The organism is Pseudomonas sp. PA-7-1E, from assembly GCF_021605325.1.
GTDB lineage: Bacteria > Pseudomonadota > Gammaproteobacteria > Pseudomonadales > Pseudomonadaceae > Aquipseudomonas > Aquipseudomonas fluorescens_BV.
The window spans coordinates 1-26,284 of record NZ_WKFA01000072.1; the positions used below are offsets into that span (position 1 = coordinate 1).

Consider the following 26,284-nt stretch of genomic DNA (forward strand, 5'->3'; position numbering starts at 1 on the left):
GCCCCGCAGCTGCTGGCGGCCCTCAATGCCGCGCGGCTGGGTGCCTGGTGCTGGGAAATCGACACAGGAAGAATCAGTTGGTCACGGGGCACCCAGGCGCTATTCGGCTTTGACCCGCGCCAGCCTCTGCCCAAGGACCTCGATTACCTAGACCTGCTAGCCCCGCAAGACAGTGCGCGGGTGGTGCGCGGCGTTCATGCGGTGCTCGCCGGAGAGCCCTTCGACCGCGCCATGCACCACCGCATCCAATGGCCCGATGGCAGCCTGCACTGGCTGGAAATCAGCGGCAACCTGGCCCCCGATAAAGCCGGACGGCGGCGCATGATCGGGGTCATCCGCGAAATCACCCATCAACGCGACCGTGAACACGCCCTCAGCCATTCGGAAAAGCGCTTCGCCACCCTGTTCCACCTATGCCCGAACATGGTACTGCTGACGCGCCAGGCCGACGGCTTGATCAGCGAAGCCAACCAGTACTTCGAGATGCTGTTCGGCTGGCCGGTGGCCGATGCCATCGGCCGCACCACCCTGGAACTGGGCCTGTGGCGCCACCCGGAACAGCGGGCGCTGCTGGTCAAGGCCACGCAGCGCAAGGGTGAACCGATCACCATGGAAGTGCAGTTCTGCGCCAGCAACGGCCAGATTCATGACGGCACCCTCAGCGCACAAAAGGTGGAACTGGACGGCGAGGCGTACCTGATCAGCACCTTTCTGGACATCACCGAACGCAAAAACGCCGAGCAAGCGCTCAAGGAAAGCCAGGAACGGCTGGACCTGGCCCTGGATTCCGCGCAACTGGGCACCTGGGATTGGCACATCCCCAGCGGCATGCTCTACGGCTCGGCGCGTGCCGCCCAGTTGCACGGGCTGGAACCCGCGCCGTTCCATGAATCCTTCGATGCGTTTTTTGAGGGTATGTCCGATGAGGACCGCGAGGGCATGCGCCATGCGTACCGCAGTTTGCGCGAAGGCCCGGACGGCAACTATCAGCTGACCTACCGCGTGCAAATGGAAGACGGCAGCCCGCGCTACCTGGAGAGCCGCGCACGCCTGTATCGCGATGAGTCAGGCAAGCCCCTGCGCATGGCCGGCACCTTGCTGGATATCACCGACCAGGTCGAGCGCGAGCAACGGCTGACCGCCTCGGAAGAAAAGTTCGCCAGCCTGTTCCAGGCCAGCCCCGACCCGATCTGCGTGACCTGCCTGGACAGCGGCGCCTTTATCGAGATCAACCCGGCGTTTACCCAGACGTTTGGCTGGACAGCCGCCGAAGTGCTCGACAAAAGCGCCGAACAAATCGGCTTGTGGGACGACTCCAGCAAGCGCCTGCAGCGCATCGAGCAGGTGATACGCGAACAGGCCCTGAGCAATGTGGCTATCGTGGTGCATCACAAGGACGGCCAAAGCCTGACCTGCATGATTTCCAGCCGCTTGATCAAGGTCAGTGACCAGCCGTGCATCGTCACCACGCTGCGCGATATTACCCAACAGCAACGCTCGGAAGCCGCACTCAAGGCCAGTGAAGAGAAGTTCGCCAAGGCGTTCCATTCCAGCCCCGATGCGATATCCATCACCGAACGCGACACCGGCCGTTATGTGGAGGTCAACGACGGTTTTTGCCGCCTGACCGGTTACCGCACCGAAGAAGCCATCGGCCTGACGCTGTACCAGATCGGCATCTGGGCCGATGAAAACCAACGCGCCGCACTGTTGGCCGAGTTGCACATCAAGGGGCGCATTCACCACCTGGAAATGCTCTGGCGCAACAAGCGTGGCGAGGTTCTGGCGGTGGAGGTCTCGGTGGAGCCGATCACCTTGAATGAAACCCCCTGCCTGCTGCTGACCGCGCGGGATGTGAGCCTATTGAAGAACGCCCAGGCGCAGATCAGGCACCTGGCCTATCACGACCCGCTGACCAACCTGCCGAACCGGGCACTGCTGATGGACCGCCTGAGCCAGCAGATCGCCCTGCTCAAGCGCCACAACCTGCGCGGCGCCCTGCTGTTTCTGGACCTGGATCACTTCAAGCACATCAACGACTCCCTCGGCCACCCCGTTGGCGACACCGTGCTGAAAATCGTCACCGCGCGCCTGGAAGCCAGCGTGCGCACGGAGGACACCGTGGCGCGCCTGGGCGGCGACGAGTTTGTGGTATTGCTCAGCGGCCTGGAGGGCACCCGCCAGACGGTCAGCAGCCAGGTGCAAGTGCTGGCCGATACCCTGCGCGAATTGCTCTCGGAACCCATGTTCCTTGACGGTCACCGGTTGCAGGTCACGCCCAGCATCGGCGTGGCGCTGATCCCCGACCACGGCACCACACCCGCCGATCTGCTCAAGCGTGCCGACATCGCCCTGTACCGCGCCAAGGACTCCGGGCGCAACACCACACAGATGTTCCACAACAGCATGCAAAAAACCGCCAGCGAGCGCCTGCGCATGGAAACCGACTTGCGCCTGGCCTTGTCACGCGGCGAATTCAGCGTGCATTACCAGCCCCAGGTGGATGCGCGAGGCAACAGGATAATCGGCGCCGAAGCCCTGGTGCGCTGGCAGCATCCACAATTGGGTGCGCAGTCGCCGGCGGAATTTATCAAGGTATTGGAAGACAGCGGCCTGATCCTGGAGGTCGGCACCTGGATTCTCGATGAAGCCTGCGGCGCCTTTGCCCAGTTGATTGCCGACGGCCTGGTGGACCCGCTCAATTTCAGCCTGTGCGTGAATATCAGCCCGCGGCAGTTTCGCCAGAACGACTTTGTGGAACGGGTGGAGCACAGCCTCAAGCAACACGGCCTGCCGTTCAGCCTGCTGAAACTGGAAATCACCGAAGGCATCGTGATCCAGAACCTGGACGACACCGTGATGAAGATGCGCCGCCTTAAAAAACTCGGCGTGAGCTTTGCGATGGATGATTTCGGCACCGGCTACTCATCCCTGACCTATCTCAAGCGCTTGCCGGTGGACGCACTGAAGATCGACCAGTCGTTCGTGCGCGATGCGACCCACGACCCCAATGATGCAGAAATCATCCGCGCCATTGTGGCGATGGCGCGCAGCCTGAACCTGGAAGTCATCGCCGAGGGGGTGGAAACCCTGGAACAGCTGGCGTTCCTGCAAAAGCTGGGCTGCCATTTGTTCCAGGGGTATTTACACAGCCGGCCATTGCCGATCGAGGGTTTCAGGCGGTTGCTGGAATAGGGCCGCGCCTGATCACGCGAGGTGCAAAAGATGCAGCCAAGCGCCACTGCCGTCAACGGAGCCGCCCGCCTGGCTGCCTGTTCAATTACATAAGCGCTACAGCATCGCCGTAGGTAGGGGCCGAGCCTCGGCGCCCCCACAACTCTTCACGACCATTGATAACCGCTACCGAATGCTTATCCCGGTTGCACATACCCACTTGCCCACCGGCGAGCGCACTGACGGGTACCCTTCTCATGTGTTTCCTCAACCCCAGGCGCAGAAACCCTTCCCCCGGCCCCCACTCATCCTCCCCATTGTTCAGGCTGCGAATGGCAGCATGAAAACTCCTGCTCGCCGTACCATCGTTGTCTTCCATCTGCGCGCGCTTGGCGCTGACGGCAAAAAGAAACTGCGCATCCTTGAGCATCTCTTTATCGGGACCTATAAACCGCGAACCTTGTGCTGCTTGTGCCAACTCCGAGTCGGTCAATCTCAGCTGAAAATCGTCGCGCATGACCACCCGATAACCGCCAGGCTCTTTTCTCACCGAGTGAAAAATGTCCGTTGGGCTTTGACCAAATCGGTACATGGCTGCCTTGATGGCCGATACGGTAACGCAGTTGCCATCTGGCCCTTGGCGAAAGCCACTCCAGATATTGTCCGGCTTAGCCCCATTACGCTTTATCGAAAGACCCGGAATATTTGCGGCGACCTCAGGCTTTGGTGGTAGCGGTTCAGGTATGACCCGAGGCGGAACCTCAGGCAGAACCCTGGGCTGAGGCGGAATATCAGGAACTGTCGTATCTTTTTTACCGGACAACAGAGAAATCAGCTGTGAAAAAAAAGACGCAAATAGCCCCGACAATGTAGTGACTAATTCCGTATTAGTACCAATGCTATTTTTACTTGTCTCGACAGTCCGGCAATTAATTGGAGTGCACTGAAGAGCACCACTAATGGGCTTTAACGTATCTGCAGGTGCCACCTGACGGACATCTGTCACGCGCGCAATATTATTAATCGAATAGCACGACACAAGTTTCTCCTTAAACAGTACTTCTCCGAGTGGTATGCCTCGGAGAAGCCCCCGTTTTATTCAAGCGTTCTTATGAGCCAGCGGGTTTCAAGATCTGGACGAAAGTCGAGCATTGAAGCGCCAGTTTTTGTCGAATTTATTCTCAGCAGGACCTGGGCTGGTCAAATCAGGAACAAACTTATCGGGCTGTGGCGCGGGTGTAGGTATCGGGTTGGTATCCGGATTCGGGCCTGGCTGCGGCACCGGGTTCGATTCCGGCTTTGGACCCGGCTGTGGCACGGGGTTCGATTCCGGCTTCGGACCGGGCTGTGGCACGGGGTTCGATTCCGGCTTCGGACCGGGCTGTGGCACGGGGTTCGATTCCGGCTTCGGACCGGGCTGTGGCACGGGGTTCGATTCCGGCCTTAGACCCGGCTGGGGCACGGGGTTCGATTCCGGCTTTGGACCCGGCTGTGGCACGGGGTTCGATTCCGGCTTCGGACCTTGCCTGGGATTTAAGTCCGGGGTTGGCCCGTCCTTTGTATCAGGGCAGTGACAGTGAGCGACATTGATGTTCACATGCACATTTGCTTCAGCATCATTAGTGACATTCACTGAAGGCATCGGCACTGACGGCTTCACTGGATGATCGTTTCTACCCGGTTTCGGCGTCAATCCGCCGTGATCTATTAACACCCCCGGACCTTTTGCATCCGGCCTCACCGGTTGATCAGTCGTACCTGGCTTCACCGGCTGGTCTTTTGCATTCGGCTTCACCGCTTGATCAGTCGTACCTGGCTTCACCGGCTGGTCTTTTGCATCCGGTTTCACCGCTTGATCAGTCGTACCTGGCTTCACCGGCTGGTCTTTTGCATCCGGCTTCACCGCTTGATCAGTCGTACCTGGCTTCAAGGGCTGGTCTTTTGCATCCGGCTTCACCGCTTGATCAGTCGTACCTGGCTTCACTGGCTGGTCTTTTGCGTCCGGCTTCACCGCTTGATCAGTCGTACCTGGCTTCACTGGCTGGTCTTTTGCGTCCGACTTCACCGACTGATCAGTCGTACCTGGCTTCACGGGCTGGTCTTTTGCATTCGGCTTCACCGCTTGATCAGTTGTAGCTGGCTTCACGGGCTGGTCTTTTGCCTCCAGATCAGGCGTAACACTTTTCCCCAAAAGCATCTCCCGCATGGATTTGAAGAACTGCTCAAGCATGTCAAATACTCTGGTGAGCGCCGTCGCACTCACCATGACCTCACTGTTTTCATTGCGTGCAGCTGCGGGGTTGAGGTTGAAATGGGTCGTCGGAGGTTTAGGTTGCATGTCGACTTTCAACGGGGTCGGCAACTGCCCGCTCAGAGGTGATGTATCAACTTTGACAAAGGGCGAATTATTGACAGATAGAGACATTCATAAACTCCTTAATCGGCGCCACCTGACTCCGTTAAATGGCCAGGGAAGCAATAGCCTTAATGAACTGCAAGCAACAGCACTGCCTGACAGCTGCTAATTTGTGGGAGTTAACGCTGACCAGTTCCTAAAATCGCGCGTCATATAAAGAAACCAAACCAAATTTTCAGACTTTGCCTCGTGCTTTTTAAAGAACACCTCGATTTGCCGCCCCCGAATGTGTGCGTGGCAGAAATACAGATTAATAACTCACCTGAAACGCAACTTGTCGATACAATTCAAAACGCCGCGTAACCGCCCACTTTGATATTTCGCGCGAACATATAAGACACAACCAGAACCACGCAACCGAAGACATATATTTATAAATAAACTTACACAGAGAAACTTTTGAATTTAAAAAACCTATAACGTGCCTGTTTATTACCGAGCAACATTCAAGCTATGTGAGAACAAACTGCGAGCGCTCTATAAGGGGCGTCAAGTTCAGCCATAGATAATCCCAACAAACAAAAAAAATGCCCCATATCTCTCAATATGGGGCATTTTTTGAAACAGGACGCCGACTCAAATAATGTTGCACCCACCATCAACGGACATTGAAGCGTTACAACTCATAACGTTGCCGGTTGTGGGTGAGGCATGCCAAGCAAGCGGCTAACCTGTTCCAATGCGGTTTCACGACGCAGGGCCGTAAACAGTTCAACCGCCTCCGGGTAATTACGCGTCAACATCGCCAGCCATTGCTTCAAACGGCCCGGCGCCTGCTTTTCAGTCAACTGGGCTACCGATTGACGCCAGAACTCGTGGAGCATGGGTTGCATCTGCGCCCAGGTCATCTCCACTACTTCTTCGCCAGCGCGCGCAGCAGCGATTTGCCGGGCCAGGTCAGGCCGCGCGACCAAGCCGCGCCCCAACATGATGTCTTCTACGCCGCTGATTTCCCGGCACCGCCGCCAGTCTTCAACACTCCATATATCACCATTGGCAAACACTGGCACCTTCACCACGTCTTGCACACGCGGGATCCACTCCCAATGGGCGGGGGGCTTATAGCCATCGGTTTTGGTACGCGCATGTACCACGATATGCGCCGCACCACCTTCTGCCAGGGCCGTTGCACACACCAACGCGCCATCCGGGCTGTCGAAGCCCAAACGCATCTTGGCGGTCACCGGGATATGGGCAGGTACAGCACGGCGCACATGTTCGACGATCTGGTTGAGCAGCTCCGGCTCCTTGAGCAGCACCGCACCGCCGCGGGACTTGTTGACGGTCTTGGCTGGGCAGCCGAAGTTCAGGTCGATGACTTGCGAACCCAGCTCGCAGGCCAAGGCGGCGTTCTCCGCCAGGCAAACCGGGTCGGAGCCCAGCAATTGCACACGCAACGGCACGCCCGCAGCGGTGTGCGCACCGTGCAGCAGTTCCGGGGCGAGCTTGTGGAAATAGGCAGGTGTGAGCAAGCGGTCGTTGACCCGGATGAACTCGGTCACGCACCAGTCGATACCGCCCACGTGGGTCAACACGTCCCGCAGGATGTTGTCGACCAACCCCTCCATGGGCGCCAAAGCAATTTGCATGGAAAACACTCAACAAAAATCGTGGCGCAGTTTACTGGGTTTCCTGCGGCAACCGTTAACCCCCTGTCAGGGCGGGGCCGTAACCTTCAATAAACTCGGCGGGCATACGCTTGGGCTTGCCGCTGGACAACTCAATACATACGAAGGTTGTTTGCGCACGCAGCAGGGTCGCGCCGTCACGGGGGCGCACAAGCTGGAAACGACGGGTCATTTTCAGGCGTTGGTCCCAATCGACGATCCAGGTGGCCAGTTGTAACTCATCGCCCTCATAGCCTGCCGCCAGGTAGTCGATCTCATGGCGCACCACGGCCATGGCGCGGTCGAGGCGGCGGTATTCGGTGAGGTCCAGCCCCAGGCGCTGGGAATGGCGCCAGGCGCAACGCTCCAGCCATGAGACGTACACCGCATTATTGGCGTGCCCCAGGCCGTCGATGTCCTCAGCCGTAACCTGCAGATCGATGATGAACGGCGTTGCCAAATCCCAGCCCATGCCTTGCTCCAGTCGATTGATGTCGGCGGGGCAGTGTATCAGGCGCTTTGGCGCTCCTGTAGACGGCAGCCGGCCAATAGGGCGAGTACAGCGTCGATGACCTGCGGGTCGGCGAGCACTTTCTGGTGGCCACCCTGCTCCAGGCGCAGCAGGCGGCTGTCGAACCAGGCTTCGTGAATGGCTTGAGCCGCCCTGACCGGAACGAAGGTGTCGTCTTCGGCGTGCACGATCAGGCCGGGAATGTTCAACTGGTAGTGGGCCACGTCCAGATGCTTGAGCGGCATGCCCATGCTCAACTCCACCTCTTGGATAAAGGCTGAGCGCGCCCGTGGCGGCAAGCCGACCATGCGGGTGAACCCGCGTAGCACATCCAGAAAGCGCGACGGTGCGGCAATGCTGACCAATGCCTGCGTACGCAACCCCAACTGCACCGCCAACATCGCACTGGCGCCGCCCATGGAATGGCCGACCACCGCATACAGCGGTGGCAGCTCGGCCGCCGCCTCAAGCATGGCGCGGGCAAACAGCAGTACATGAGCTTCACGCCCTGGCGAACGACCGTGGGCGGGACCGTCCAGGGCTATCACCGAATAGCCGTTGTCGACCAACGCCGTGATCAAACTGGCGAATTGAGTCGGGCGGCCTTCCCAGCCATGCATCAGCAGCACCGCCGGGCCATGCCCCCAACGCAATGCCGACAGGCCGAAACGCAGAGTGATGCGCTCCGACTGGGCCAACAGCGGCAACTCCCAGTCACGCGGCGGCAGATCGCGCGGGGTCATGAAGGTGCGACGCATCTTGCTGGCGACAGCATGCGGCGCAAGGCGCCCCACCGTGCCATTGAAACCACGAACCCAGGTCAATGCGCCCATCTTGCATCCCTTTTTTCAGCGTACCGCCGACTTGGCCGCACGTATAACCCGATCTGATAACTCGCCGGGCCCGAGTGCCCGCGCCAGGGTCAGCCCCCCTACCATCAAGGCCATGTCCGCCAGGGCCTTGTCGATGTCTTCGGGGCTGCCGGCCAATTGCGCGGCCATCAACTCGACGTGCTCGTTCAAAACCTCGCGAAAAGCGTCCGGCAAGCGGCCCATCTCCCCCACCGTCGCGGGCAACGGGCAGGCCTGGGTCGTGGAGTCGCGGTGCTTGCGCGACAGATAAAACGCGGCGACCAACGTGCGGCGCTCTTCGCCGGTCAGTTGTTCGTCCAAGTCATCGATGGAGGCGCGACGCTGCGCCAGCAACTGGCTGAACGCTTCCAGCATCAGCGCATCCTTGCTTTCAAAGTGCGCATAGAAGCCGCCGACCGTCAGCCCCGCCGCCCCCATCACTTCGCCCACACTGGGCTCAGCCGGGCCACGCTGGATCAACGCCGCGCTGGCAGCCTGCAAAATACGTTCGCGGGTTTGCGCTTTTTTATCGCTCATCGAAGCCTCCGTCTTTCATGGGTTGAATATTATTACCATAATAATATTTGGCAAGCGATAAGCACGACCGCCGGTCAGAACAGAAAAATGGGTAATAAAGGAGGGAACTGGCTAAACGCCAGACAAACAAAAGGGCCATTCAATAATTGAATGACCCTTAAAAATCCCGCAGAGCGGGTAATCGTGGCGTCCCCTAGGGGACTCGAACCCCTGTTACCGCCGTGAAAGGGCGGTGTCCTAGGCCACTAGACGAAGGGGACACAAACCTTCTATACAACAGATCAGCGCTGAGAACTGATCGATCCAAGGACGGTGTGGCCGGAACCTTGAACCTGTAAAATTGGTGGAGCTAAACGGGATCGAACCGTTGACCTCTTGCATGCCATGCAAGCGCTCTCCCAGCTGAGCTATAGCCCCGGATTTTTCGTCTCGCGACGCAGCAGACCTTTCGAGCTGCTTGTTGAAACTGGCGTCCCCTAGGGGACTCGAACCCCTGTTACCGCCGTGAAAGGGCGGTGTCCTAGGCCACTAGACGAAGGGGACAAAACCTTCTGTACATCTGATCAGAGCTGAGACCTGATCAATTCAAGGACGGTGTGGCCGGAACCTTGAACCTGTAAATTGGTGGAGCTAAACGGGATCGAACCGTTGACCTCTTGCATGCCATGCAAGCGCTCTCCCAGCTGAGCTATAGCCCCTCATCGGTGAGGACGGGGCGAATCTTAATGGCGGTTTGGAAACGTGTCAAATTTATTTTCAACAATTTCCAAAATTTTTTGCCGGGATAACAATCACTTACCGACGAAACCCCGGAAAACCGGGGTTTCGTGCCCTAAGCGGCCTGCTTAGGCGATAGCGCCCAGCAGCTTTTCCCATTCCTTGTTTTCTTTCTTCGACACACCACCAAGCAAATCAAGGGCTTGGCGCAGACGGAAACGGGTCAGGTCCGGGCCGAGAATTTCCATCGCATCGAGCACCGACACCGAACTGGCCTGCCCGGTGATGGCGGCAAACATCAGCGGCATGGCATCGCGCAGTTTCAGCTCAAGGGATTCCACCACCGCCTGGATGGTCGCGGTAATCGCATCCTTCTCCCACTGACGCAGGCTTTCAAGCTTCCACAGGATCAACTGCATCAGCTGGCGAACCTGGTCACCGGAGAGCTTCTTCGATTCGAACAGCTTGGGATCGGGATTCACGCTGCCAGCAAAGAAGAAACTGGCCAAGGGCGCGACCTGGCTGAACGTCTCTACCCTGCCCTGCACCAGTGGCGCGATCTTCATCATGTACTCGGGGTTCAACGCCCACTGCTGCACACGGCTGGCAAACTCTTGCACCGGCAGGTCACGCAGCCACTGGCCGTTGAGCCACGAGAGCTTCTCGATATCGAAGATCGGGCCGCCGAGGGAGACGCGGGACAGGTCGAAGTTGTCGACCATTTCCTGCAACGAGAATTTCTCGCGCTCGTCCGGCATAGACCAGCCCATGCGACCCAGGTAGTTGAGCATCGCCTCAGGCATAAAGCCCATGCGCTCGTAGAACGTCACCGACGTCGGGTTCTTACGCTTGGACAGCTTGCTCTTGTCCGGGTTGCGCAGCAGCGGCATGTAGCACAGCTGCGGTTGCTCCCAGCCGAAGTATTCGTACAGCAGGATCAGTTTCGGCGCCGATGGCAGCCACTCTTCGCCGCGCAGCACATGGGTGATGCCCATCAGGTGGTCATCGACCACGTTCGCCAGGAAGTACGTCGGCAAGCCGTCGGTCTTCATCAGCACCTGCATGTCCATGCGGTCCCACGGGATCTCGACGTCACCGCGCAGCATGTCCGGCACCACGCAAACGCCTTCGCTTGGCACTTTCATACGAATGACGTGAGGCTCACCGGCGGCCAGGCGCGCAGCCACTTCTTCCTTGGACAACAGCAACGCACGACCATCGTAACGCGGGGTCTCGCCACGGACCTGCTGCTCGGCGCGCATCTGGTCCAGTTCTTCGGCGGTGCAGAAGCACGGGAAGGCATGGCCCATGTCAACCAGTTGCTGGGTGTATTGCTTGTAGATGTCGCTGCGCTCGCTCTGGCGATACGGGCCATGCGGGCCGCCGACATCCGGGCCTTCAGCCCAGGTAATGCCCAACCAGCGCAAGGCATCGAAAATCTGCTGTTCCGACTCACGGGTGGAACGCAGTTGATCGGTATCTTCGATCCGCAGGATGAATTCACCACCATGCTGCTTGGCAAAGCAGTAGTTGAACAGGGCGATGTAAGCAGTACCGACGTGGGGATCCCCAGTAGGCGATGGCGCAATGCGCGTGCGGACGGTGGTCATGGCAGGTCTCGAATGGGCGATAAAACTGAAAATTGAAACAAGGGGCGAATGGTAACAGCCTGGGGGATATCTGGAAAACCGAGGCGCGGCCATCGCAGGCAAGCCAGCTCCCACATTTTGACCGCATTCACAGATCAATGTGGGAGCCGGCCTTACACGCGATGGGGCCAGCCCAATCAACGCAAATCAAACAGCCAGCAGGCGCTCACGCAACTTGCCAATCTCATCCCGCGTCTGCGCCGCCGCTTCAAACTCCAGATCCCGCGCCAACTGGTACATCTTCTCTTCCAGCTGTCGAATCCGCTTGGTGATCTCACTCGGTGAGCGCAGTTCGTTCTCGTACTTGGCGCTCTCCTCGGCGGCCTTGGCCATGCCCTTGCGCTTCTTGCTGCGCGAGCCGGGGACGGTGGCGCCTTCCATGATGTCGGCAACGTCCTTGAACACACCTTTGGGGGTAATGCCGTGTTCCAGGTTGAACGCGATCTGCTTGTCGCGACGACGCTGGGTCTCGCCAATCGCACGCTCCATGGAACCGGTGATGCGGTCCGCATACAAGATCGCCCGCCCATTGAGGTTACGCGCCGCTCGGCCGATGGTCTGGATCAACGAGCGTTCGGAGCGCAGGAAGCCCTCCTTGTCCGCATCCAGGATCGCCACCAGCGACACTTCCGGCATGTCCAGGCCTTCACGCAGCAGGTTGATCCCCACCAGCACATCGAAGGTGCCCAGGCGCAGGTCGCGGATGATTTCCACGCGTTCTACGGTGTCGATGTCCGAGTGCAGGTAACGCACGCGCACGCCGTGGTCGCCCAGGTAATCAGTCAAGTCTTCGGACATGCGCTTGGTCAGGGTGGTGACCAGCACCCGCTCTTCCAGGGCCACGCGCTTGTTGATTTCCGAGAGCAAGTCGTCGACCTGGGTCAGCGCCGGGCGAATTTCGATTTCCGGGTCCACCAGGCCAGTGGGACGTACCAGTTGCTCGATGACGCGGCCCGCGTGCTCGGCTTCATAATTGCCGGGCGTGGCAGAGACGAAGATGGTCTGCGGGCTGATGGCTTCCCACTCGTCAAAGCGCATTGGCCGGTTGTCCAGCGCCGATGGCAGGCGGAAACCGTATTCCACCAGGGTTTCCTTGCGCGAACGGTCGCCCTTATACATGGCCCCCACCTGCGGCACGCTAACGTGGGATTCGTCGATCACCAGCAAGGCGTCCGGCGGCAGGTAGTCATAGAGGGTCGGTGGCGGCGCCCCGGATTCGCGGCCCGACAGGTAGCGCGAGTAGTTTTCGATGCCGTTGCAGTAGCCCAGTTCCAGGATCATCTCCAGGTCAAAACGGGTGCGCTGCTCCAGGCGCTGGGCTTCCACCAGCTTATTGTTGGAACGCAGGTATTCCAGGCGTTCGGCCAACTCGACCTTGATGCCCTCGATGGCGCCCATCAGGGTTTCACGCGGGGTCACGTAGTGGCTTTTCGGGTAGAAGGTAAAGCGCGGCAGCTTGCGGATCACCTCGCCGGTCAACGGGTCGAAGGCCGACAGGCTTTCAACTTCATCATCGAACAGCTCGATGCGGATCGCTTCCAGGTCGGATTCGGCCGGGTAGATGTCGATCACATCGCCGCGCACCCGGAAGGTGGCGCGGGCAAAATCCATGTCGTTACGGGTGTACTGCAGGCTCGCTAGGCGGCGCAACAGTTCGCGCTGGTCGAGTTTGTCGCCACGGTCGACGTGCAGCACCATCTTCAAATAGGTTTCCGGGCTGCCCAAGCCGTAGATGCACGACACCGTGGTGACGATGATCGCGTCTTTGCGCTCCAGCAGTGCCTTGGTGGCCGACAGCCGCATCTGCTCGATGTGGTCGTTGATCGACGCATCCTTCTCGATGAAGGTATCGGAGGATGGCACATAGGCTTCGGGCTGGTAGTAGTCGTAGTAGGAAACGAAGTACTCCACCGCGTTGTTGGGGAAGAACGCCTTGAACTCGCCGTAGAGCTGCGCCGCCAGGGTTTTGTTTGGCGCCAGCACCAGGGTCGGGCGGTTGGTCTGGGCGATCACATTGGCGATGCTGAAGGTCTTGCCGGAACCGGTCACCCCAAGCAGCGTCTGGTGCGCCAGGCCGGCCTCGATGCCTTCGACCATCTGACGAATGGCTTCCGGTTGATCGCCGGCGGGTTCAAAACGGGTAACGAGCTGGAAATCCGACATAACGTACCTCGTGAAGTCACCCCAGACTCGACACCGCCAGGGACGAAATAGCTCAGCAACCCGCGATTAGTCATCGCAGGTTGCAGGAAAAAACCATGATAGCTGTAGAAGTGGTGTCGAATGTGACGGGTTTCAAGGCCGTCTTCCTACACGACCTTTATCGTCAATGTTGCAATAAGACTAACGGTCAGCAAATAAACCGAAAAACTTGGCCGAAAAGCCGTTTCCGTTGTCGCTCTCAGCCGTGATGGCCTCTATACTAGCTCCCCGTTTGTGCACCGCTCTAGTGCATTCGGCTGGAGCGCGACACGTCCCTCCTACCCCCCATAGAGCTGCCGCAAAAATGAGCCTGTTCTCCGCTGTCGAAATGGCACCACGCGATCCAATCCTGGGCCTCAACGAAGCATTCAACGCCGACACACGAACCACCAAGGTGAACCTTGGCGTGGGCGTTTACTGCAACGAGGAGGGGAAGATTCCACTCTTGCGTGCCGTTGCCGAAGCGGAAGCCATTCGTGTGGCGCAACATGCCGCCCGTGGCTACTTGCCAATCGACGGCATCGTGGCGTACGACCAGGCCGTGCAAAAGCTGCTGTTTGGCGCTGAGTCGCCACTGTTGAGCGCAGGCCGTGTGATTACCGCCCAGGCCGTGGGCGGCACTGGCGCGCTGAAAATCGGCGCCGACTTCCTCAAGCAACTGCTGCCCAACGCCGTCGTCGCCATCAGCGACCCAAGCTGGGAAAACCACCAGGCGCTGTTTGAAAAAGCCGGTTTCCCGGTGCAGACCTACCGCTACTACGACGCCGCCACCCACGACGTGAACCGTGCCGGCCTGCTCGAAGACCTCAACGCCCTGCCGCCACAGTCCATCGTGGTGCTGCACGCTTGCTGCCATAACCCGACCGGCGTCGACCTCAGCCCGGCCGACTGGCAAAACGTGCTGGACGTGGTCAAGGCCAAGAACCTGGTGCCGTTCCTCGACATGGCCTACCAGGGCTTCGGCGATGGCATCCACGAAGACGCCGCCGCGGTGCGCCTGTTCGCTGAGTCGGGCCTGACCTTCTTTGTATCCAGCTCGTTCTCCAAGTCGTTCTCGCTGTATGGCGAACGCGTAGGCGCGCTGTCGATCGTCAGTGAGTCCAAGGAAGAAAGCGCGCGCATCCTGTCCCAGGTCAAGCGTGTGATCCGCACCAACTACTCCAACCCGCCGACCCACGGCGCAGCCATCGTCGCCGCCGTACTCAACAACCCGGAACTGCGCGCCCAGTGGGAAGCCGAACTGGCCGAGATGCGCCTGCGCATCCGTGGCATGCGCGAGCAGATGGTGGCCGAACTGGCCAAGGCTGCTCCAGGCCATGACTTCAGCTTCGTCGGCCGCCAGCGTGGGATGTTCTCCTACTCCGGCCTGACCGTTGAGCAAGTCACCCGCCTGCGCACCGAATTCGGGATCTATGCGCTGGATACCGGTCGCATCTGTGTGGCGGCGCTGAACCAGTCGAACATTGGTGCAGTGACCAAGGCGATTGTCCAAGTGCTGTAAGCGGACACACGTTATACGAAGGGGGAAGCCAATGGCTTCCCCCTTTTTATTGGCGAACGCACTAGACTGAACACCGACTGCCCCTTGCTGTGAGAGCTTTATGAGAAACGACGACCTGGATCTGCGCGCCGACCGCGACGAACTGCACGACTACGCCCCACGCGCACCGCAAGCCAAGCGGCAGAAGAGCTTGGTGCTGCAGGTAGCGCTGGGAGTATTCCTCGGTGGGTTGGCGTTATGGCTGGTACAACTGGGCGCCACGGCAATCATGGCCAAACTGGCCATGGGCACCCTGCAATTTGGTGGCTGACCCGCTCTCCTGTAGGAGCGAGCTTGCTCGCGAAAAACCCAAAGACACCGCGTTCATCCAGAATGCCCGCGTTATCGTTAACGGTCTTCGCGAGCAAGCTCGCTCCTACAAAACCCGCGTTCTTCCAGCAGTTTTACAAAGCTGTTCAAACTCTGCGACACCGTGCCCCGCCGCCAGATCAGCCAGGTATTCAAGATACGGAACGTGTCGGGCAGCGGCCACACGCTCACCGCCGCACACCCCGGCATACTCTCCAGCATACTGCGCGGCATCAGCGCCAGCCCGGCCCCGGCGCTGACACAGGCCAACATGCCATGGTACGACTCGATCTCGAAGATCCTGCCGGGCACCGCGCCATCCTGTGAGAACCAGCGTTCGAAGTGATGCCGGTACGAACAGTTGGAACGAAACGTATAGATGTTCTCGCCATTCACATCCTGGCCGCGGGTGATCGGCGCGTGATGCAGCGGCGCAATCACCACCATCTCTTCCTCGAACACCGCCACACCCTCCAGCGTGGAATGCAGCACCGGCCCGTCGACAAAGGCCGCCGTCAACCGACCCGACAGCACGCCTTCGATCATGGTGCCCGAGGGGCCAGTGCTCAGGTCCAGCTCGACCTTGGTGTATTGCTGGTTATACGCCGCCAATAATGCCGGGATACGCACCGCCGCCGTGCTCTCCAGCGAACCCAAGGCAAACGCGCCCTGGGGCTCCTCCCCCGCCACCGTGGCGCGAGCTTCCTGCACCAGGTCGAGAATACGCCGCGTATAGCCGAGGAAATTCCACCCGGCCGGGGACAACCGCAAGCGGCTCTTCTCGCGGATAAACAACTCCACGCCCAAATCCTGCTCCAGTTGCTTGATGCGCGTGGTGAGGTTCGACGGCACCCGATGAATCAACTGGGCGGCAGCGCTGATGCTGCCTTGCTCGGCAACGGCCTTGAAGATTTCCAGCTGCACCAGATCCAAATCATTCTCCAATCATGCACATGATCGTTCCCACGCTCTGCGTGGGAACGCTGCCTCGGACGCTCCGCGTCCGATCGTTGGCGCGACGCGGAGCGTCATGGGATGCTTTCCCACGCAGAGCGTGGGGGACGATCTAACATTCTCGAATTGAGAACATATTACTTATTATTATTCAGTTTCCAGAAAACATACAACACCGTACGCTGGCCCTATTCCACTCATTCAGCCGGACGGTGCCATGAACAATGTTATCTCCCACCAGACCCACGCCCTGTCGATCAACCCCGCCAACGGCGAAACAGTCGGCAGCTACCCCTACGAAAGCGCAGAACAACTGAACGCCGCCCTCGCCCGCTCGACCACTGCCTTCCGCACCTGGCGCCGCACGCCTGTGAGCCAGCGCGCCGAATACCTGCTGGCCCTGGCTGCCGCCCTGCGTGAGCAAGCTGAAGAGATGGCGCAAATGATCACCCTGGAAATGGGCAAACCCATCGCCCAGGCCCGCGCCGAAATCGAAAAATGCGCGCAACTGAGCGAATGGTACGCCGCCCACGGGCCGGCCATGCTCGCCCCGGAGCCCACCCTGGTGGACAACGGCAGCGCCCGGATCGAATACCGCCCACTGGGCCCGATCCTCGCGGTAATGCCGTGGAATTTCCCGGTGTGGCAAGTGCTGCGCGGCGCGGTGCCGACCCTGCTCGCCGGCAACACCTATGTGCTCAAACACGCGCCAAACGTGATGGGCAGCGCCTATCTGATCCAGCAAGCGCTGCGTAAAGCCGGTTTCGCTGAAGGCGTGTTCGAAGTGATCAACGTCACCCAGGAGGGCGTGTCCGCTGCCATCGCCGACCCACGCATCGCCGCTGTGACCCTCACCGGCAGCGTGCGCGCAGGCATCGCCATCGGCTCACAGGCCGGGGCCGCATTGAAGAAATGCGTGCTGGAACTGGGTGGCTCCGACCCGTTTATCGTGCTCAACGACGCCGACCTCGACGCCGCCGTGCAAGCCGCGGTCATCGGCCGCTTCCAGAACAGCGGCCAGGTCTGCGCCGCCGCCAAGCGCTTGATCATCGAAGCGGGCGTGGTTGAAGCCTTCACCGCCAAATTCCTTGAAGCCAGCCGCGCCCTGGTGATGGGCGAGCCCACCGCGGACGCCACCTATATCGGCCCCATGGCGCGCTTTGATCTGCGTGACGAACTGCACGGCCAGGTCCAGGCGACCCTGGAAGAAGGCGCCACGCTGCTGCTGGGCGGCCATAAAGTCGCGGGCGCGGGCAATTACTATGAACCGACCATCCTGGCCGACGTCACCGACCACATGACGTCGTTCAAACAGGAACTGTTCGGCCCCGTGGCATCGATCATCACCGCCCGCGACGCCGAGCACGCCGTGGCGCTGGCCAATGACAGCGAGTTTGGCCTGACCGCGAGCATCTTCACGGCCGATTCCGCAAAGGCGCGGGCGATTGCCGATCAGTTGGAAACCGGCGGGGTCTTTGTCAACGCGTTCAGCGTGTCGGACCCGCGGGTGGCATTTGGCGGCGTGAAGAAAAGCGGGTTCGGCCGCGAGCTGTCGCACTTCGGCGTACGCGAGTTCTGCAATGCGCAGACGGTATGGCTGGATCGTAAGTAGCCTGCCAGCATTGGCGCTTCAACAATTAATATGCCGTCGCACGCACTGCACCAAACCGTCCAGTGCCGGGGGATTCACCGGCGCGAGTACACAGACTGTGTGCTCGCGCTCGCCCTCCGCTACTGTCAGAGTGTAATGCACTCGACCTGGGTTGCCAGGCTCGGGATCGGTGCTTTGCGGCAACTTGAAAAACTCGGATGCTTCAATCAGTTGCCGCAACTCCTGCTGGTCGGGCTCGGGCAACGTATCCAACTCCACCGTACGCGGCTTGGCCAACCCCGGAAAAAACGCTGGTCCGCCGCTTTCCTTGATTGAAATTCGCATGGCTGTTCCTCGCCGCACAGGCGGCTTCGTCAAACGTTGATACCCACCGCTTTCCAGCCTTCCTTGACTGCCTTGTGCTCAGCTTTGTTCACACCATAAAGCTGGCCGGCAATATCATGGGTGATGCGCGCAAAACGCAAAAACCCGGAATTGGGCCGCAGCCGCGAATCGCGCAGTGCGTCATACCAGATACGCCCGGCACGCTCCCAGGCGAACCCGCCAATCCGGGTGGCCACCTGATAGAACGCGTGGTTGGGGATGCCGGAATTGATATGCACCCCGCCATTGTCCTCGTAAGTTTGCACAAAATCATCCATGTGCCCAGGCTGTGGGTCTTTGCCCAGCAGCTTGTCATCAAACGCAGTGCCTGGCGCCTTCATCGAGCGCAGCGCCGTGCCCTTGATCTTTTTGGTAAACAGCCCCTTGCCGATCAACCAGTCGGCGTCCTCGGCCGTTTGCTTCAGCGCGTACTGCTTGATCAACGAGCCAAACACATCCGACAACGACTCGTTCAGCGCACCGGACTGGTTGAAGTACATCAGCTTGGCCTCATCCTCGGTCACGCCATGGGCCAACTCATGTCCAATAACGTCGAGTGCCACGGTGAAGCGGTTGAACAACTGCTGGTCACCATCGCCGAACACCATCTGGGTCGAATTCCAGAAGGCATTGTTGTAGTCCTGGCCGAAGTGCACCGTGGCGTCCAGCGCCATGCCCGCATCGTCGATAGAGTTGCGGTCGAATACCTGGTCAAAAAAATCGAAGGTGGCGCCCAGGCCGTCATAGGCTTCGTCTACTGCGGCATCGCCACTGGCGGGCTGCCCTTCACCGCGAATCAGCTTGCCGGGCAGGCTGTCGGTGTTTTCGGCGCTGTAGATCGAGCGTTGCTTCTCGGCGCCCACGGCCAGTGCCATGCGGGCCGGGCCCTTGGCGGGTACCGCGACCATGCGCAACGAGCGGAACGTGCTGTCCTTGGCACGCGTGCGTAATGCGACTTCCCGTTGGGCTTTGTCGCCGTGGCGGGCGATCTGGTCGAGCATGTACGGCGGGATCAGGCAAAAAATCGGGTTGCGCGGTTGGCGAACACACATGAGCTGGCTCCTTTTTGGCGTGTGATGAACGTCCGGGTAACGGTTTTCAGGATAGTCCTGAGTTAGCCACCTGGGCCAAATTGTCATGGTTTTGTGTTTCAGTGGTGTTTATCCCAGGCCCATAAGGAACATGCCCATGCCCGCCCGCGCAGCCAACATCGACCTTTCCCACCGCCCAAGGCTTGCCGACCTGCGCCCATTGGTCGCGGCCAGCCCCACCCTGCTGGAAGCCAGAGCCGCGACGCCGCGCGTCACCGCGGCCAAGGACCTCAAAAACCGCGCTGGCTATGCCGACGACTTCCTCAGCGACTTCGTGGTGCCATGGCCCACGGTTGACCAGCCACTGGCGGGCGATGTGCAACCCAAGCGCCTGGACTACACGCATTTCTCCATCACCATGTCGCACGCTCGACGACTGGCGCTGTACGTGGGGGTGAATATCGATGGCGCCAAGCATGTGGACATCACGCGCAGCAACGACACCTGGGCCTACGATGGTCGCCTGCCCCTGGAGGCGCAGGTAGGTGAAGACCTTTATGCCGGCAATGGCCTGGACCGTGGCCACCTGGTGCGGCGCCAGGACCCCAACTGGGGCGATGAGGCCAACACCGCCAACTTCGACACCTTTCACTTCACCAACTGCTCGCCACAGATGAGCGGCTTCAACCAGAAGACCTGGCTGGAGCTCGAAGACTACATTCTCGACAACACCCAGCGCTGGAAAGCCCGGGCCACGGTGTTTACCGGGCCAGTGTTCGCCGATGACGACCGACTGTACCGTGGCGTGAAAATCCCCAAGGCGTTCTGGAAAGTAGTGGCCTACCTCAGCGACGATGGCAAGCCGTCCGCCAGCGCCTACATGATTGACCAGAGCCGCGAACTGGGCCAACTCGACCTGGTATTCGGCCCGCTTCGAACCTACCAGCGCAGTGTGATTGCGATCGAACAATTGACCGGTATCCGCTTCGCCAACCTGGCCGACTACGACGGCTTCAGCAACGAAGAGCGCGCCACAGGCACCCGGATCGAAGCGCTGATCCGCGGCCCCCAGGATATTCGGCTCTGACGCTTCTTTTGTAGGAGCGAGCTTGCTCGCGAAGCACCTGAGAACGCCGCGGCGCATCAGGCTCCCCGCGTTATCGTTGACGACCTTCGCGAGCAAGCTCGCTCCTACAGGGGGTGATCGCTTACCATACCGCCGCCGGTTCCCGTATGGGACTAACAGGGAATTCGAAACGCCGCACGCGACGTGAAACGAAACTGCCCCCGCAACTGTAGATGCCGAGCCTGCCCTTGAATGCCACTGGACCACGTCCGGGAAGGCGGGGCATGGCGACGACGCATCAGTCAGGAGACCTGCCGGCCCAGCTAACTCACTAACCGGCGGGGTGTCCGGGAAGGACATCCTGGCCCTGCGCATCAGCAGCCTCCATGGGCGTATTTCCGAGCCGTACCTCCCCTGCTGCACCTACGGTTCACAAGGAGATCGCCTCATGCTGCCACGCGTTACCGCCCTGATCGCAGGCTTGGGTATGTGTGCCCTGGCGCAAGCCGCGCCCACTCAGTACCCGCTGACCCTGCAAAACTGCGGCAGCACCCTGACCCTCCAGCACGCCCCCGCCCGCAGCGTCACCATCGGCCAGGCCGCCACCGAGATGCTGTATGCCCTGGGCGTGGGCGACAAGGTGGTCGGCACTTCGCTGTGGTTCAACAACGTGGCGGCGCAGTACAAGGCCCAGGACGATCACATCGAGCGCCTGGCCAACAACGAGCCCAGCTTCGAAGCCGTACTCGCCAAGCGCCCGCAACTGGTGGCCGCCGAGCTGGAATGGGTGGTGGGCCCCCAAGGCGTGGTCGGTACCCGTGAGCAGTTTCATGAACTGAAAATCCCCACCTACCTGTTGCCGTCCGATTGCGAAGGCAAGGACAACCTGGTCGGCGCCGACGGCACGCGATTGGAGCCCTTTCGCATCGAGACGATCTACCAGAGCCTCCAGCAACTGGCGCAGATTTTCGACGTGCAGGATCGCGGCCAACAACTGACCGACGAACTCAAGGCGCGCCTGGCCAAGTCCGTCGCCACGGCCCAGGGCAAGGGCTTGCAGCAAGCCAGCGCACTGGTGTGGTTTTCCAGCGCCGAAATGGCCAGCGACCCTTACGTAGCCGGCCACAAAGGCGTGCCGCAATTCATGCTGCAAACCCTTGGCTTGCGTAACGTGGTGCAGTCCGATGAGGAGTGGCCTGCCGTCGGCTGGGAAACCATCGCCAAGGCCAATCCCACCTTCCTGGTGATCGCACGCATGGATCGCCGTCGCTACCCGGCCGACGACCATGAAAAGAAACTCGCCTTCCTGCGCAGCGACCCCGTGACCCGCAACATGGACGCGGTGAAGAACAACCGCATCATCATCCTCGACGCTCTGGCCTTGCAGGCGAGCCTGCGCACCTTCGAGGGCCTTGAACAACTGGCGGCCGCCATTGACGGCTACCACCTGGGCCAATGATGCGCACCCTACTCGCCCTGGCGTTGCTGCTGCTCGCCCTGCTCGCTGGCGTCGCCATCGGTGAAACCGCCATCGAACCACAGGTGGTGCTGCAGGTGCTCGCCAATAAACTCTGGAGCGCCGGCTACGTACTGGACCCCATCGACGAAGGCGTGGTATGGAACTACCGCCTCACCCGTGCATTGGTGGCCGCAGCTTGCGGCGCAGGGTTGGCAACGTGCGGCGTGATCCTGCAATCGCTGCTGCGTAACCCGCTGGCCGACCCGTACTTGCTGGGCATCAGCGCCGGCGCGTCAACCGGCGCGGTGCTCGTTGCCTTGATCGGCGTGGGCGGTGGCCTGGTGTCGTTATCGGCGGGCGCGTTTGTGGGGGCGATGGCGGCCTTTGCGCTGGTGACGCTGCTCGCACGGGCCAGCGGATCGTCCAGCGGTACCGGGCAGATCATCCTCGCGGGCATCGCCGGTTCACAGTTGTTCAATGCTCTGACGGCCTTCCTGATCACCAAGTCGGCCAGCTCCGAACAAGCCCGCGGCATTATGTTCTGGCTGCTGGGCAACCTCAGCGGCGTGCGCTGGCCGTCGGTGTGGTTGGCGGTGCCGGTGGCGGTCGTGGGGCTCGCGGTGTGCCTGTGGCACCGGCGTGCACTGGATGCGTTCACCTTCGGCAGCGACTCGGCAGCCTCCCTCGGCATCCCGGTGCGCCGCGTGCAATTTGTGCTGGTGGCCTGCGCCGCGCTGGTGACGGCGGTGATGGTATCCATCGTCGGCTCCATCGGGTTTGTCGGCTTGGTGATTCCCCATGCGGTGCGCCTGTTGCTTGGCACCGGGCATTCGCGCTTGCTGCCGGCCAGCGCCTTGGGGGGCGCGCTGTTTTTGATCGCTGCGGACGTGCTGTCGCGCACCTTGATCAAGGGCCAGGTGATTCCGGTGGGTGTGGTCACCGCATTGGTGGGCGCGCCAGTGTTTGCGCTGATCCTGATCGGCCGGAGGAATGCGCGATGAGCGTACTCAGTTGCCGCGGCCTGGGCTTCAAAGTGCGTGACGCGCAGTTGCTGCGTGACATTGACCTCGACGTGCAGTTGGGTGAAACCCTCGGTATCGTCGGGCCCAATGGTTCAGGCAAATCCACCCTGCTCAAATTGCTGGCCGGATTACGTGTGCCGGCCAGCGGCGAAGTTCGCCTGGGTGGCAAGCGGCTCGGTGAGTTGTCGCGCCGCACCATCGCGCAACAGCTGGCGGTGGTGGAGCAACAGGCCGACACCGACGACGCCATCCGCGTGTTCGACGCCGTGGCCCTGGGCCGCACACCGTGGCTGTCGGCATTGAGCCCGTGGTCGCGTGAAGACGATGCCATCGTGCACCAGGCCCTGCATGACGTAGACGCCACCCACCTGAGCCAACGCGCCTGGCGCAGCCTCTCGGGTGGCGAACGCCAGCGCGTGCACATCGCCCGCGCCCTGGCGCAACGCCCGCAGATTTTGTTGCTGGATGAGCCGACCAATCACCTGGATATCCAGCATCAACTGGCGATCCTCAAAGGTGTGCAAGGCTTGCCGGTGACCACCTTGATTGCCCTGCATGATCTGAATCAGGCGTTAACCTGTGATCGCCTGGCCGTGCTGGATCGCGGGCAACTGGTGGCACTGGGCGCGCCGCTGGAGGTGCTGACGCCGCAGCGTTTGCAAGAGACCTTCGGGGTGCAGGGGCATTACCTGACAGACCCGTTCGACGGCGCGCAAATCCTGCGCCTGCGCTCCAACTGAACCTGTAGGAGCGAGCTTGCTCGCGAAAAACTTCCAGGCGCCGCGTTCATTCAGAAAACACGCGTTATCGTTGACGTTTTTCGCGAGCAAGCTCGCTCCTACAGAAGTTGGTGCATATGGATGGTTTGCCAGATCGGGTCGGCCTCGACATCCACCACGTCGAACCCCTGCCGCTGCCAGAAATCAATCGCACCGGGCAGAAACGGATGGGTGTGCAGGTACATCACCTCTACGCCATCGGCCCGCGCCAGCGCTTGCAGCGAGCGGTATAACCGGCCAGCCAGGCCCAAGCGTCGCATAGCCGGGAGCACATACAGGCGCACCACTTCCACCGTCTTGCGCCCCTGGTAGTTCAACTGCGGGAAGCGGCCGTCGTAGGGCCGATAAGCCACCGAGGCAACGATCCGGCCTTCGGCACGAGCAATCAAAAACCGCCCGCCGCCCTCAAGGTAGATGGCTTCAAACTGTGCCAGATCGTGGGGGACACCGGTGGCACTGAGCGTGGGAAACAGTTCATCACGCGCCTGCAAAGCAAAGCTCAGCACCTCGGGAATGTCAGCGGCCTGCACCGCCTCGATACTAACGCTCATCGCCAAGGATCCGGCCCGTTATCCACTGGCGAGCGTAAGCCAACACGCGATCGGCCATCGCCACCGGAAAGTGAATAAACCCATGGGCCGCTTCCGGCAGCAAATGAGCATCCGCCGTTGGCCATCGCTCGGCAATCAGCAGGGTGTCATCCTTGAGCGGGTCCAGTTCGCCCACGAACATCAACGCTGGCGGCAGCCCCTCAAAGTCCCCATACAAGGGCGACAACGGTGGCTGTCGGCGCGTCTCGTCGCTGATCCCCGGCGTCAGCAGGCGCAGCGCCTGAACCATGCCCGGCCCGTCCAGCAACAAGGTGTCCGGCCCGGCCGTGCGCACGCTGGGGGTGCCGGTCAAATCGTAGACGCCGTAATACAACACCGCGCCGCTTACCCGCTGGAGCAACTCGGGCCATTGCCTGAGCGCCAACAAAGTGGCCGCCGCCAGGTGCCCGCCGGCCGACTCACCGACAAAAAACACCGGCAGGCCGGCAAACTCCGGGCAGTCCGCCAAAAGCCAGCGCGCAGCCGTCAGGCAGTCATCCAGCAGCCCTTCGATCGGCGTATCCACCGCCAGCCGATAATCCACCGACACCACCGCCACATCGCACGCGTTGACCATGCCAAGGTTAAGGTCGTCATCCATTTGCGCATTACCGATCACCCAGCCACCGCCGTGGATATCCAGCACCACGCCTCTGGGCGGGCCAGCGGGGCGAAGGATGCGCAAGGGGATCGCCCCGAGCATTTTGCGTTCCGCCAGGGGCGCCTTCTTGAAGGTCTGGCTGGCACGCAACAGCGCCTGGATCAGACGCGGCATCACGCGGTTGCGGACCTTGAAGCGCGGCATCCACGCCAGTTTGCGATTGAAGCGGCGCATCTGGGCCAGTTCGGGCTCGCTGGCGGGCCAATGCTGGTAGGCCATCAGCGATTATTACGCAGGATCGAGAAGTTCAACGCCGCGGCCACGCACAGCCACGCCAGGTACGGGAACAGGATCAGGCCGGTGATCAAATCCAGGCGAACGGCCAGCACCACCATCGCTGCCACGGTGAGCCACAAGAGCACGATAATCACCATCCCGGCGAACAAACGATGGGCACCAAAGAACACCGGCGTCCACAGGGTATTCAACGCAATCTGCGCCGCCCACAGGGCCAACACCATTTCGCTGCCGGGGATCAGGGTCAAGCGGTAACCGGCCCAGGCCAACAGCAGGTAGATGATCGTCCATGCCACCGGGAACAGCCAATTAGGCGGGGTGAAGCTGGGCTTGACCAGGGATTCGTACCAGGCGCCGGGTTTGAAGATCACGCCAGTGCTGGCGGCGGCGGCGCAGGCGAGCAGGAAGATGAAAAAGGTCATGGTCGGTCCTTGAGGTCCAGTGGATGGAAAACAGTACACTGCTTTTAAGTGACTCGAACAACTGCGGATAAATTCAATGGGGGCGGCAAAATACCCGCGCTTCTACGCGTCATGAAAATTGGTTATGGTCGGCAACATCCAGCACCGTTGCCCGAGACATCCCCTTGCCCCAGCTTGCCGATCACCGCAGCCGCCCCTGGTCAGTGTTCCTGATTTTCCTGCGCCTGGGCCTCACCTCCTTCGGCGGGCCGATTGCGCACCTGGGTTATTTTCGCCAAGAGTTCGTCACCCGCCGCCGCTGGCTCAGCGAGCGCAGCTATGCCGAACTGGTCGCGCTGTGCCAGTTCCTCCCAGGCCCGGCCAGCAGCCAGGTCGGTATCGCGTTGGGCCTGTCCCGCGCAGGTTACCGGGGCGCGGCGGCAGCCTGGGCCGGGTTCACCTTGCCGTCGGCCATCGCCCTGATCCTGTTTGCCCTGGGGCTGGCCCACTACGGCAGCGCCCTGCCCCCTGGCGCGCTGCACGGCCTCAAGGTGGTCGCCGTAGCCGTGGTGGCCCAGGCCGTGTGGGGCATGGCG

Annotated in this window: 23 protein-coding genes, 4 tRNA genes and 1 riboswitch; of the genes, 9 read left to right on the forward strand and 18 right to left on the reverse strand. The window is 60.7% G+C overall.

Annotation, left to right across the window (positions count from 1 at the left end):
• A partial coding sequence (locus GIW79_RS26605) for an EAL domain-containing protein (RefSeq protein ID WP_236477442.1) occupies window positions 1–3,195 on the forward strand: 3,195 nt, incomplete at its 5' end.
• Between the two features lie 85 nt (window positions 3,196–3,280).
• Here the strand turns inward: GIW79_RS26605 and GIW79_RS26610 are convergent.
• The 12 genes from GIW79_RS26610 to uvrB all read right to left on the reverse strand — a co-directional run bounded on the left by GIW79_RS26610 (window position 3,281) and on the right by uvrB (window position 13,625).
• On the reverse strand, window positions 3,281–4,213 hold the full coding sequence (locus tag GIW79_RS26610) for a hypothetical protein (protein ID WP_236455132.1): 933 nt from the start codon (window positions 4,211–4,213) through the stop codon (window positions 3,281–3,283).
• Window positions 4,214–4,300: 87 nt separating this feature from the next.
• Window positions 4,301–5,599, reverse strand: a complete 1,299-nt coding sequence (locus GIW79_RS26615) for a hypothetical protein (protein ID WP_236477443.1) — start codon at window positions 5,597–5,599, stop codon at window positions 4,301–4,303.
• A gap of 614 nt (window positions 5,600–6,213) precedes the next feature.
• Window positions 6,214–7,179 (reverse strand): tRNA dihydrouridine synthase, encoded by a 966-nt coding sequence (locus GIW79_RS26620; protein WP_054898571.1) that lies wholly within the window; start codon window positions 7,177–7,179, stop codon window positions 6,214–6,216.
• Window positions 7,180–7,234: 55 nt separating this feature from the next.
• Window positions 7,235–7,669: an acyl-CoA thioesterase gene (locus tag GIW79_RS26625; RefSeq protein ID WP_054921656.1), complete on the reverse strand. Its 435-nt coding sequence runs from the start codon at window positions 7,667–7,669 to the stop codon at window positions 7,235–7,237.
• Between the two features lie 38 nt (window positions 7,670–7,707).
• Window positions 7,708–8,541, reverse strand: coding sequence for an alpha/beta hydrolase (locus tag GIW79_RS26630; protein ID WP_054921654.1), 834 nt, complete (start codon window positions 8,539–8,541; stop codon window positions 7,708–7,710).
• Window positions 8,542–8,556: 15 nt separating this feature from the next.
• Window positions 8,557–9,096 carry a TetR/AcrR family transcriptional regulator gene (locus GIW79_RS26635; RefSeq protein ID WP_054898574.1) on the reverse strand — a complete coding sequence of 180 codons (540 nt, stop codon included), beginning with the start codon at window positions 9,094–9,096 and terminating at the stop codon, window positions 8,557–8,559.
• Window positions 9,097–9,280: 184 nt separating this feature from the next.
• Window positions 9,281–9,356 (reverse strand) — tRNA-Glu (locus tag GIW79_RS26640).
• Window positions 9,357–9,437: 81 nt separating this feature from the next.
• Window positions 9,438–9,513, reverse strand: a tRNA-Ala gene (locus GIW79_RS26645).
• A gap of 50 nt (window positions 9,514–9,563) precedes the next feature.
• Window positions 9,564–9,639: transfer RNA gene (locus tag GIW79_RS26650), tRNA-Glu, on the reverse strand.
• Between the two features lie 79 nt (window positions 9,640–9,718).
• Window positions 9,719–9,794, reverse strand: a tRNA-Ala gene (locus GIW79_RS26655).
• Window positions 9,795–9,941: 147 nt separating this feature from the next.
• Window positions 9,942–11,423, reverse strand: coding sequence for a glutamate--tRNA ligase (gltX, locus tag GIW79_RS26660; RefSeq protein ID WP_236453767.1), 1,482 nt, complete (start codon window positions 11,421–11,423; stop codon window positions 9,942–9,944).
• 186 nt (window positions 11,424–11,609) lie between these two features.
• Window positions 11,610–13,625 carry an excinuclease ABC subunit UvrB gene (gene uvrB / locus GIW79_RS26665; RefSeq protein WP_127882010.1) on the reverse strand — a complete coding sequence of 672 codons (2,016 nt, stop codon included), beginning with the start codon at window positions 13,623–13,625 and terminating at the stop codon, window positions 11,610–11,612.
• A 343-nt stretch (window positions 13,626–13,968) separates the two neighbouring features.
• Between uvrB and GIW79_RS26670 the strand changes: the two genes are divergently transcribed.
• Together GIW79_RS26670 and GIW79_RS26675 are read left to right on the forward strand one after the other, a co-directional pair.
• Window positions 13,969–15,165 carry an amino acid aminotransferase gene (locus GIW79_RS26670; protein WP_034116881.1) on the forward strand — a complete coding sequence of 399 codons (1,197 nt, stop codon included), beginning with the start codon at window positions 13,969–13,971 and terminating at the stop codon, window positions 15,163–15,165.
• Window positions 15,166–15,265: 100 nt separating this feature from the next.
• Entirely contained in the window at window positions 15,266–15,475 is a 210-nt protein-coding gene (locus GIW79_RS26675; RefSeq protein WP_005789784.1) for a hypothetical protein, read from the forward strand.
• Window positions 15,476–15,552: 77 nt separating this feature from the next.
• On the opposite strand, the gene ptrR is transcribed toward GIW79_RS26675, so the two are convergent.
• Window positions 15,553–16,446 (reverse strand): putrescine utilization regulator PtrR, encoded by an 894-nt coding sequence (gene ptrR, locus GIW79_RS26680; RefSeq protein WP_054898576.1) that lies wholly within the window; start codon window positions 16,444–16,446, stop codon window positions 15,553–15,555.
• Between the two features lie 238 nt (window positions 16,447–16,684).
• Between ptrR and GIW79_RS26685 the strand changes: the two genes are divergently transcribed.
• Window positions 16,685–18,079 (forward strand): aldehyde dehydrogenase family protein, encoded by a 1,395-nt coding sequence (locus tag GIW79_RS26685; protein ID WP_054898577.1) that lies wholly within the window; start codon window positions 16,685–16,687, stop codon window positions 18,077–18,079.
• Window positions 18,080–18,097: 18 nt separating this feature from the next.
• On the opposite strand, the gene GIW79_RS26690 is transcribed toward GIW79_RS26685, so the two are convergent.
• Together GIW79_RS26690 and GIW79_RS26695 are read right to left on the reverse strand one after the other, a co-directional pair.
• Window positions 18,098–18,403, reverse strand: a complete 306-nt coding sequence (locus GIW79_RS26690; RefSeq protein ID WP_054921648.1) for a protealysin inhibitor emfourin — start codon at window positions 18,401–18,403, stop codon at window positions 18,098–18,100.
• A 29-nt stretch (window positions 18,404–18,432) separates the two neighbouring features.
• A complete protein-coding gene (locus GIW79_RS26695; protein ID WP_054898578.1) occupies window positions 18,433–19,494 on the reverse strand; it encodes a M4 family metallopeptidase in 1,062 nt (353 codons plus the stop codon).
• Between the two features lie 136 nt (window positions 19,495–19,630).
• On the opposite strand from GIW79_RS26695, the gene GIW79_RS26700 reads away from it, so the two are divergent.
• The 4 genes from GIW79_RS26700 (at window position 19,631) to GIW79_RS26715 (ending at window position 23,760) form a co-directional block, all read left to right on the forward strand.
• Window positions 19,631–20,560 (forward strand): DNA/RNA non-specific endonuclease, encoded by a 930-nt coding sequence (locus GIW79_RS26700; protein WP_181125230.1) that lies wholly within the window; start codon window positions 19,631–19,633, stop codon window positions 20,558–20,560.
• 119 nt (window positions 20,561–20,679) lie between these two features.
• Window positions 20,680–20,872: riboswitch (cobalamin riboswitch) on the forward strand.
• A 115-nt stretch (window positions 20,873–20,987) separates the two neighbouring features.
• Window positions 20,988–21,998, forward strand: a complete 1,011-nt coding sequence (locus GIW79_RS26705; protein ID WP_181125231.1) for an ABC transporter substrate-binding protein — start codon at window positions 20,988–20,990, stop codon at window positions 21,996–21,998.
• Window positions 21,995–22,999, forward strand: coding sequence for a FecCD family ABC transporter permease (locus tag GIW79_RS26710; RefSeq protein ID WP_054921644.1), 1,005 nt, complete (start codon window positions 21,995–21,997; stop codon window positions 22,997–22,999). The genes GIW79_RS26705 and GIW79_RS26710 overlap by 4 nt, the downstream gene beginning before the upstream one ends.
• Window positions 22,996–23,760, forward strand: coding sequence for an ABC transporter ATP-binding protein (locus GIW79_RS26715; protein WP_054898581.1), 765 nt, complete (start codon window positions 22,996–22,998; stop codon window positions 23,758–23,760). The genes GIW79_RS26710 and GIW79_RS26715 overlap by 4 nt, the downstream gene beginning before the upstream one ends.
• Window positions 23,761–23,858: 98 nt before the next feature.
• Here the strand turns inward: GIW79_RS26715 and GIW79_RS26720 are convergent, their stop codons facing one another.
• The 3 genes from GIW79_RS26720 to tspO are packed head-to-tail and all read right to left on the reverse strand — an operon-like array spanning window position 23,859 to window position 25,709.
• The gene (locus tag GIW79_RS26720) at window positions 23,859–24,350 is read right to left on the reverse strand and encodes a GNAT family N-acetyltransferase (protein ID WP_236453764.1); all 492 of its coding nucleotides are present in this window, start codon (window positions 24,348–24,350) and stop codon (window positions 23,859–23,861) included.
• A complete protein-coding gene (locus GIW79_RS26725; RefSeq protein WP_054898583.1) occupies window positions 24,340–25,269 on the reverse strand; it encodes an alpha/beta hydrolase fold domain-containing protein in 930 nt (309 codons plus the stop codon). The genes GIW79_RS26720 and GIW79_RS26725 overlap by 11 nt, the downstream gene beginning before the upstream one ends.
• Window positions 25,269–25,709, reverse strand: a complete 441-nt coding sequence (gene tspO, locus GIW79_RS26730; protein WP_003192600.1) for a tryptophan-rich sensory protein TspO — start codon at window positions 25,707–25,709, stop codon at window positions 25,269–25,271. The genes GIW79_RS26725 and tspO overlap by 1 nt, the downstream gene beginning before the upstream one ends.
• 164 nt (window positions 25,710–25,873) lie before the next feature.
• Between tspO and GIW79_RS26735 the strand changes: the two genes are divergently transcribed.
• On the forward strand, window positions 25,874–26,284 hold a 411-nt coding region (locus GIW79_RS26735; protein ID WP_236477444.1), incomplete at its 3' end, for a chromate transporter.

Bases quoted from the DNA above. Each gene is read 5' to 3' on its own strand.
- GIW79_RS26615 (WP_236477443.1), bottom strand. From the start codon at position 5,599: ATGTCTCTATCTGTCAATAATTCGCCCTTTGTCAAAGTTGATACATCA.
- GIW79_RS26620 (WP_054898571.1), bottom strand. From the start codon at position 7,179: ATGCAAATTGCTTTGGCGCCCATGGAGGGGTTGGTCGACAACATCCTG.
- GIW79_RS26625 (WP_054921656.1), bottom strand. From the start codon at position 7,669: ATGGGCTGGGATTTGGCAACGCCGTTCATCATCGATCTGCAGGTTACG.
- GIW79_RS26630 (WP_054921654.1), bottom strand. From the start codon at position 8,541: ATGGGCGCATTGACCTGGGTTCGTGGTTTCAATGGCACGGTGGGGCGC.
- GIW79_RS26635 (WP_054898574.1), bottom strand. From the start codon at position 9,096: ATGAGCGATAAAAAAGCGCAAACCCGCGAACGTATTTTGCAGGCTGCC.
- gltX (WP_236453767.1), bottom strand. From the start codon at position 11,423: ATGACCACCGTCCGCACGCGCATTGCGCCATCGCCTACTGGGGATCCC.
- uvrB (WP_127882010.1), bottom strand. From the start codon at position 13,625: ATGTCGGATTTCCAGCTCGTTACCCGTTTTGAACCCGCCGGCGATCAA.
- GIW79_RS26670 (WP_034116881.1), top strand. From the start codon at position 13,969: ATGAGCCTGTTCTCCGCTGTCGAAATGGCACCACGCGATCCAATCCTG.
- GIW79_RS26675 (WP_005789784.1), top strand. From the start codon at position 15,266: ATGAGAAACGACGACCTGGATCTGCGCGCCGACCGCGACGAACTGCAC.
- GIW79_RS26685 (WP_054898577.1), top strand. From the start codon at position 16,685: ATGAACAATGTTATCTCCCACCAGACCCACGCCCTGTCGATCAACCCC.
- GIW79_RS26690 (WP_054921648.1), bottom strand. From the start codon at position 18,403: ATGCGAATTTCAATCAAGGAAAGCGGCGGACCAGCGTTTTTTCCGGGG.
- GIW79_RS26695 (WP_054898578.1), bottom strand. From the start codon at position 19,494: ATGTGTGTTCGCCAACCGCGCAACCCGATTTTTTGCCTGATCCCGCCG.
- GIW79_RS26700 (WP_181125230.1), top strand. From the start codon at position 19,631: ATGCCCGCCCGCGCAGCCAACATCGACCTTTCCCACCGCCCAAGGCTT.
- GIW79_RS26705 (WP_181125231.1), top strand. From the start codon at position 20,988: ATGCTGCCACGCGTTACCGCCCTGATCGCAGGCTTGGGTATGTGTGCC.
- GIW79_RS26710 (WP_054921644.1), top strand. From the start codon at position 21,995: ATGATGCGCACCCTACTCGCCCTGGCGTTGCTGCTGCTCGCCCTGCTC.
- GIW79_RS26715 (WP_054898581.1), top strand. From the start codon at position 22,996: ATGAGCGTACTCAGTTGCCGCGGCCTGGGCTTCAAAGTGCGTGACGCG.
- GIW79_RS26720 (WP_236453764.1), bottom strand. From the start codon at position 24,350: ATGAGCGTTAGTATCGAGGCGGTGCAGGCCGCTGACATTCCCGAGGTG.
- GIW79_RS26725 (WP_054898583.1), bottom strand. From the start codon at position 25,269: ATGGCCTACCAGCATTGGCCCGCCAGCGAGCCCGAACTGGCCCAGATG.
- tspO (WP_003192600.1), bottom strand. From the start codon at position 25,709: ATGACCTTTTTCATCTTCCTGCTCGCCTGCGCCGCCGCCGCCAGCACT.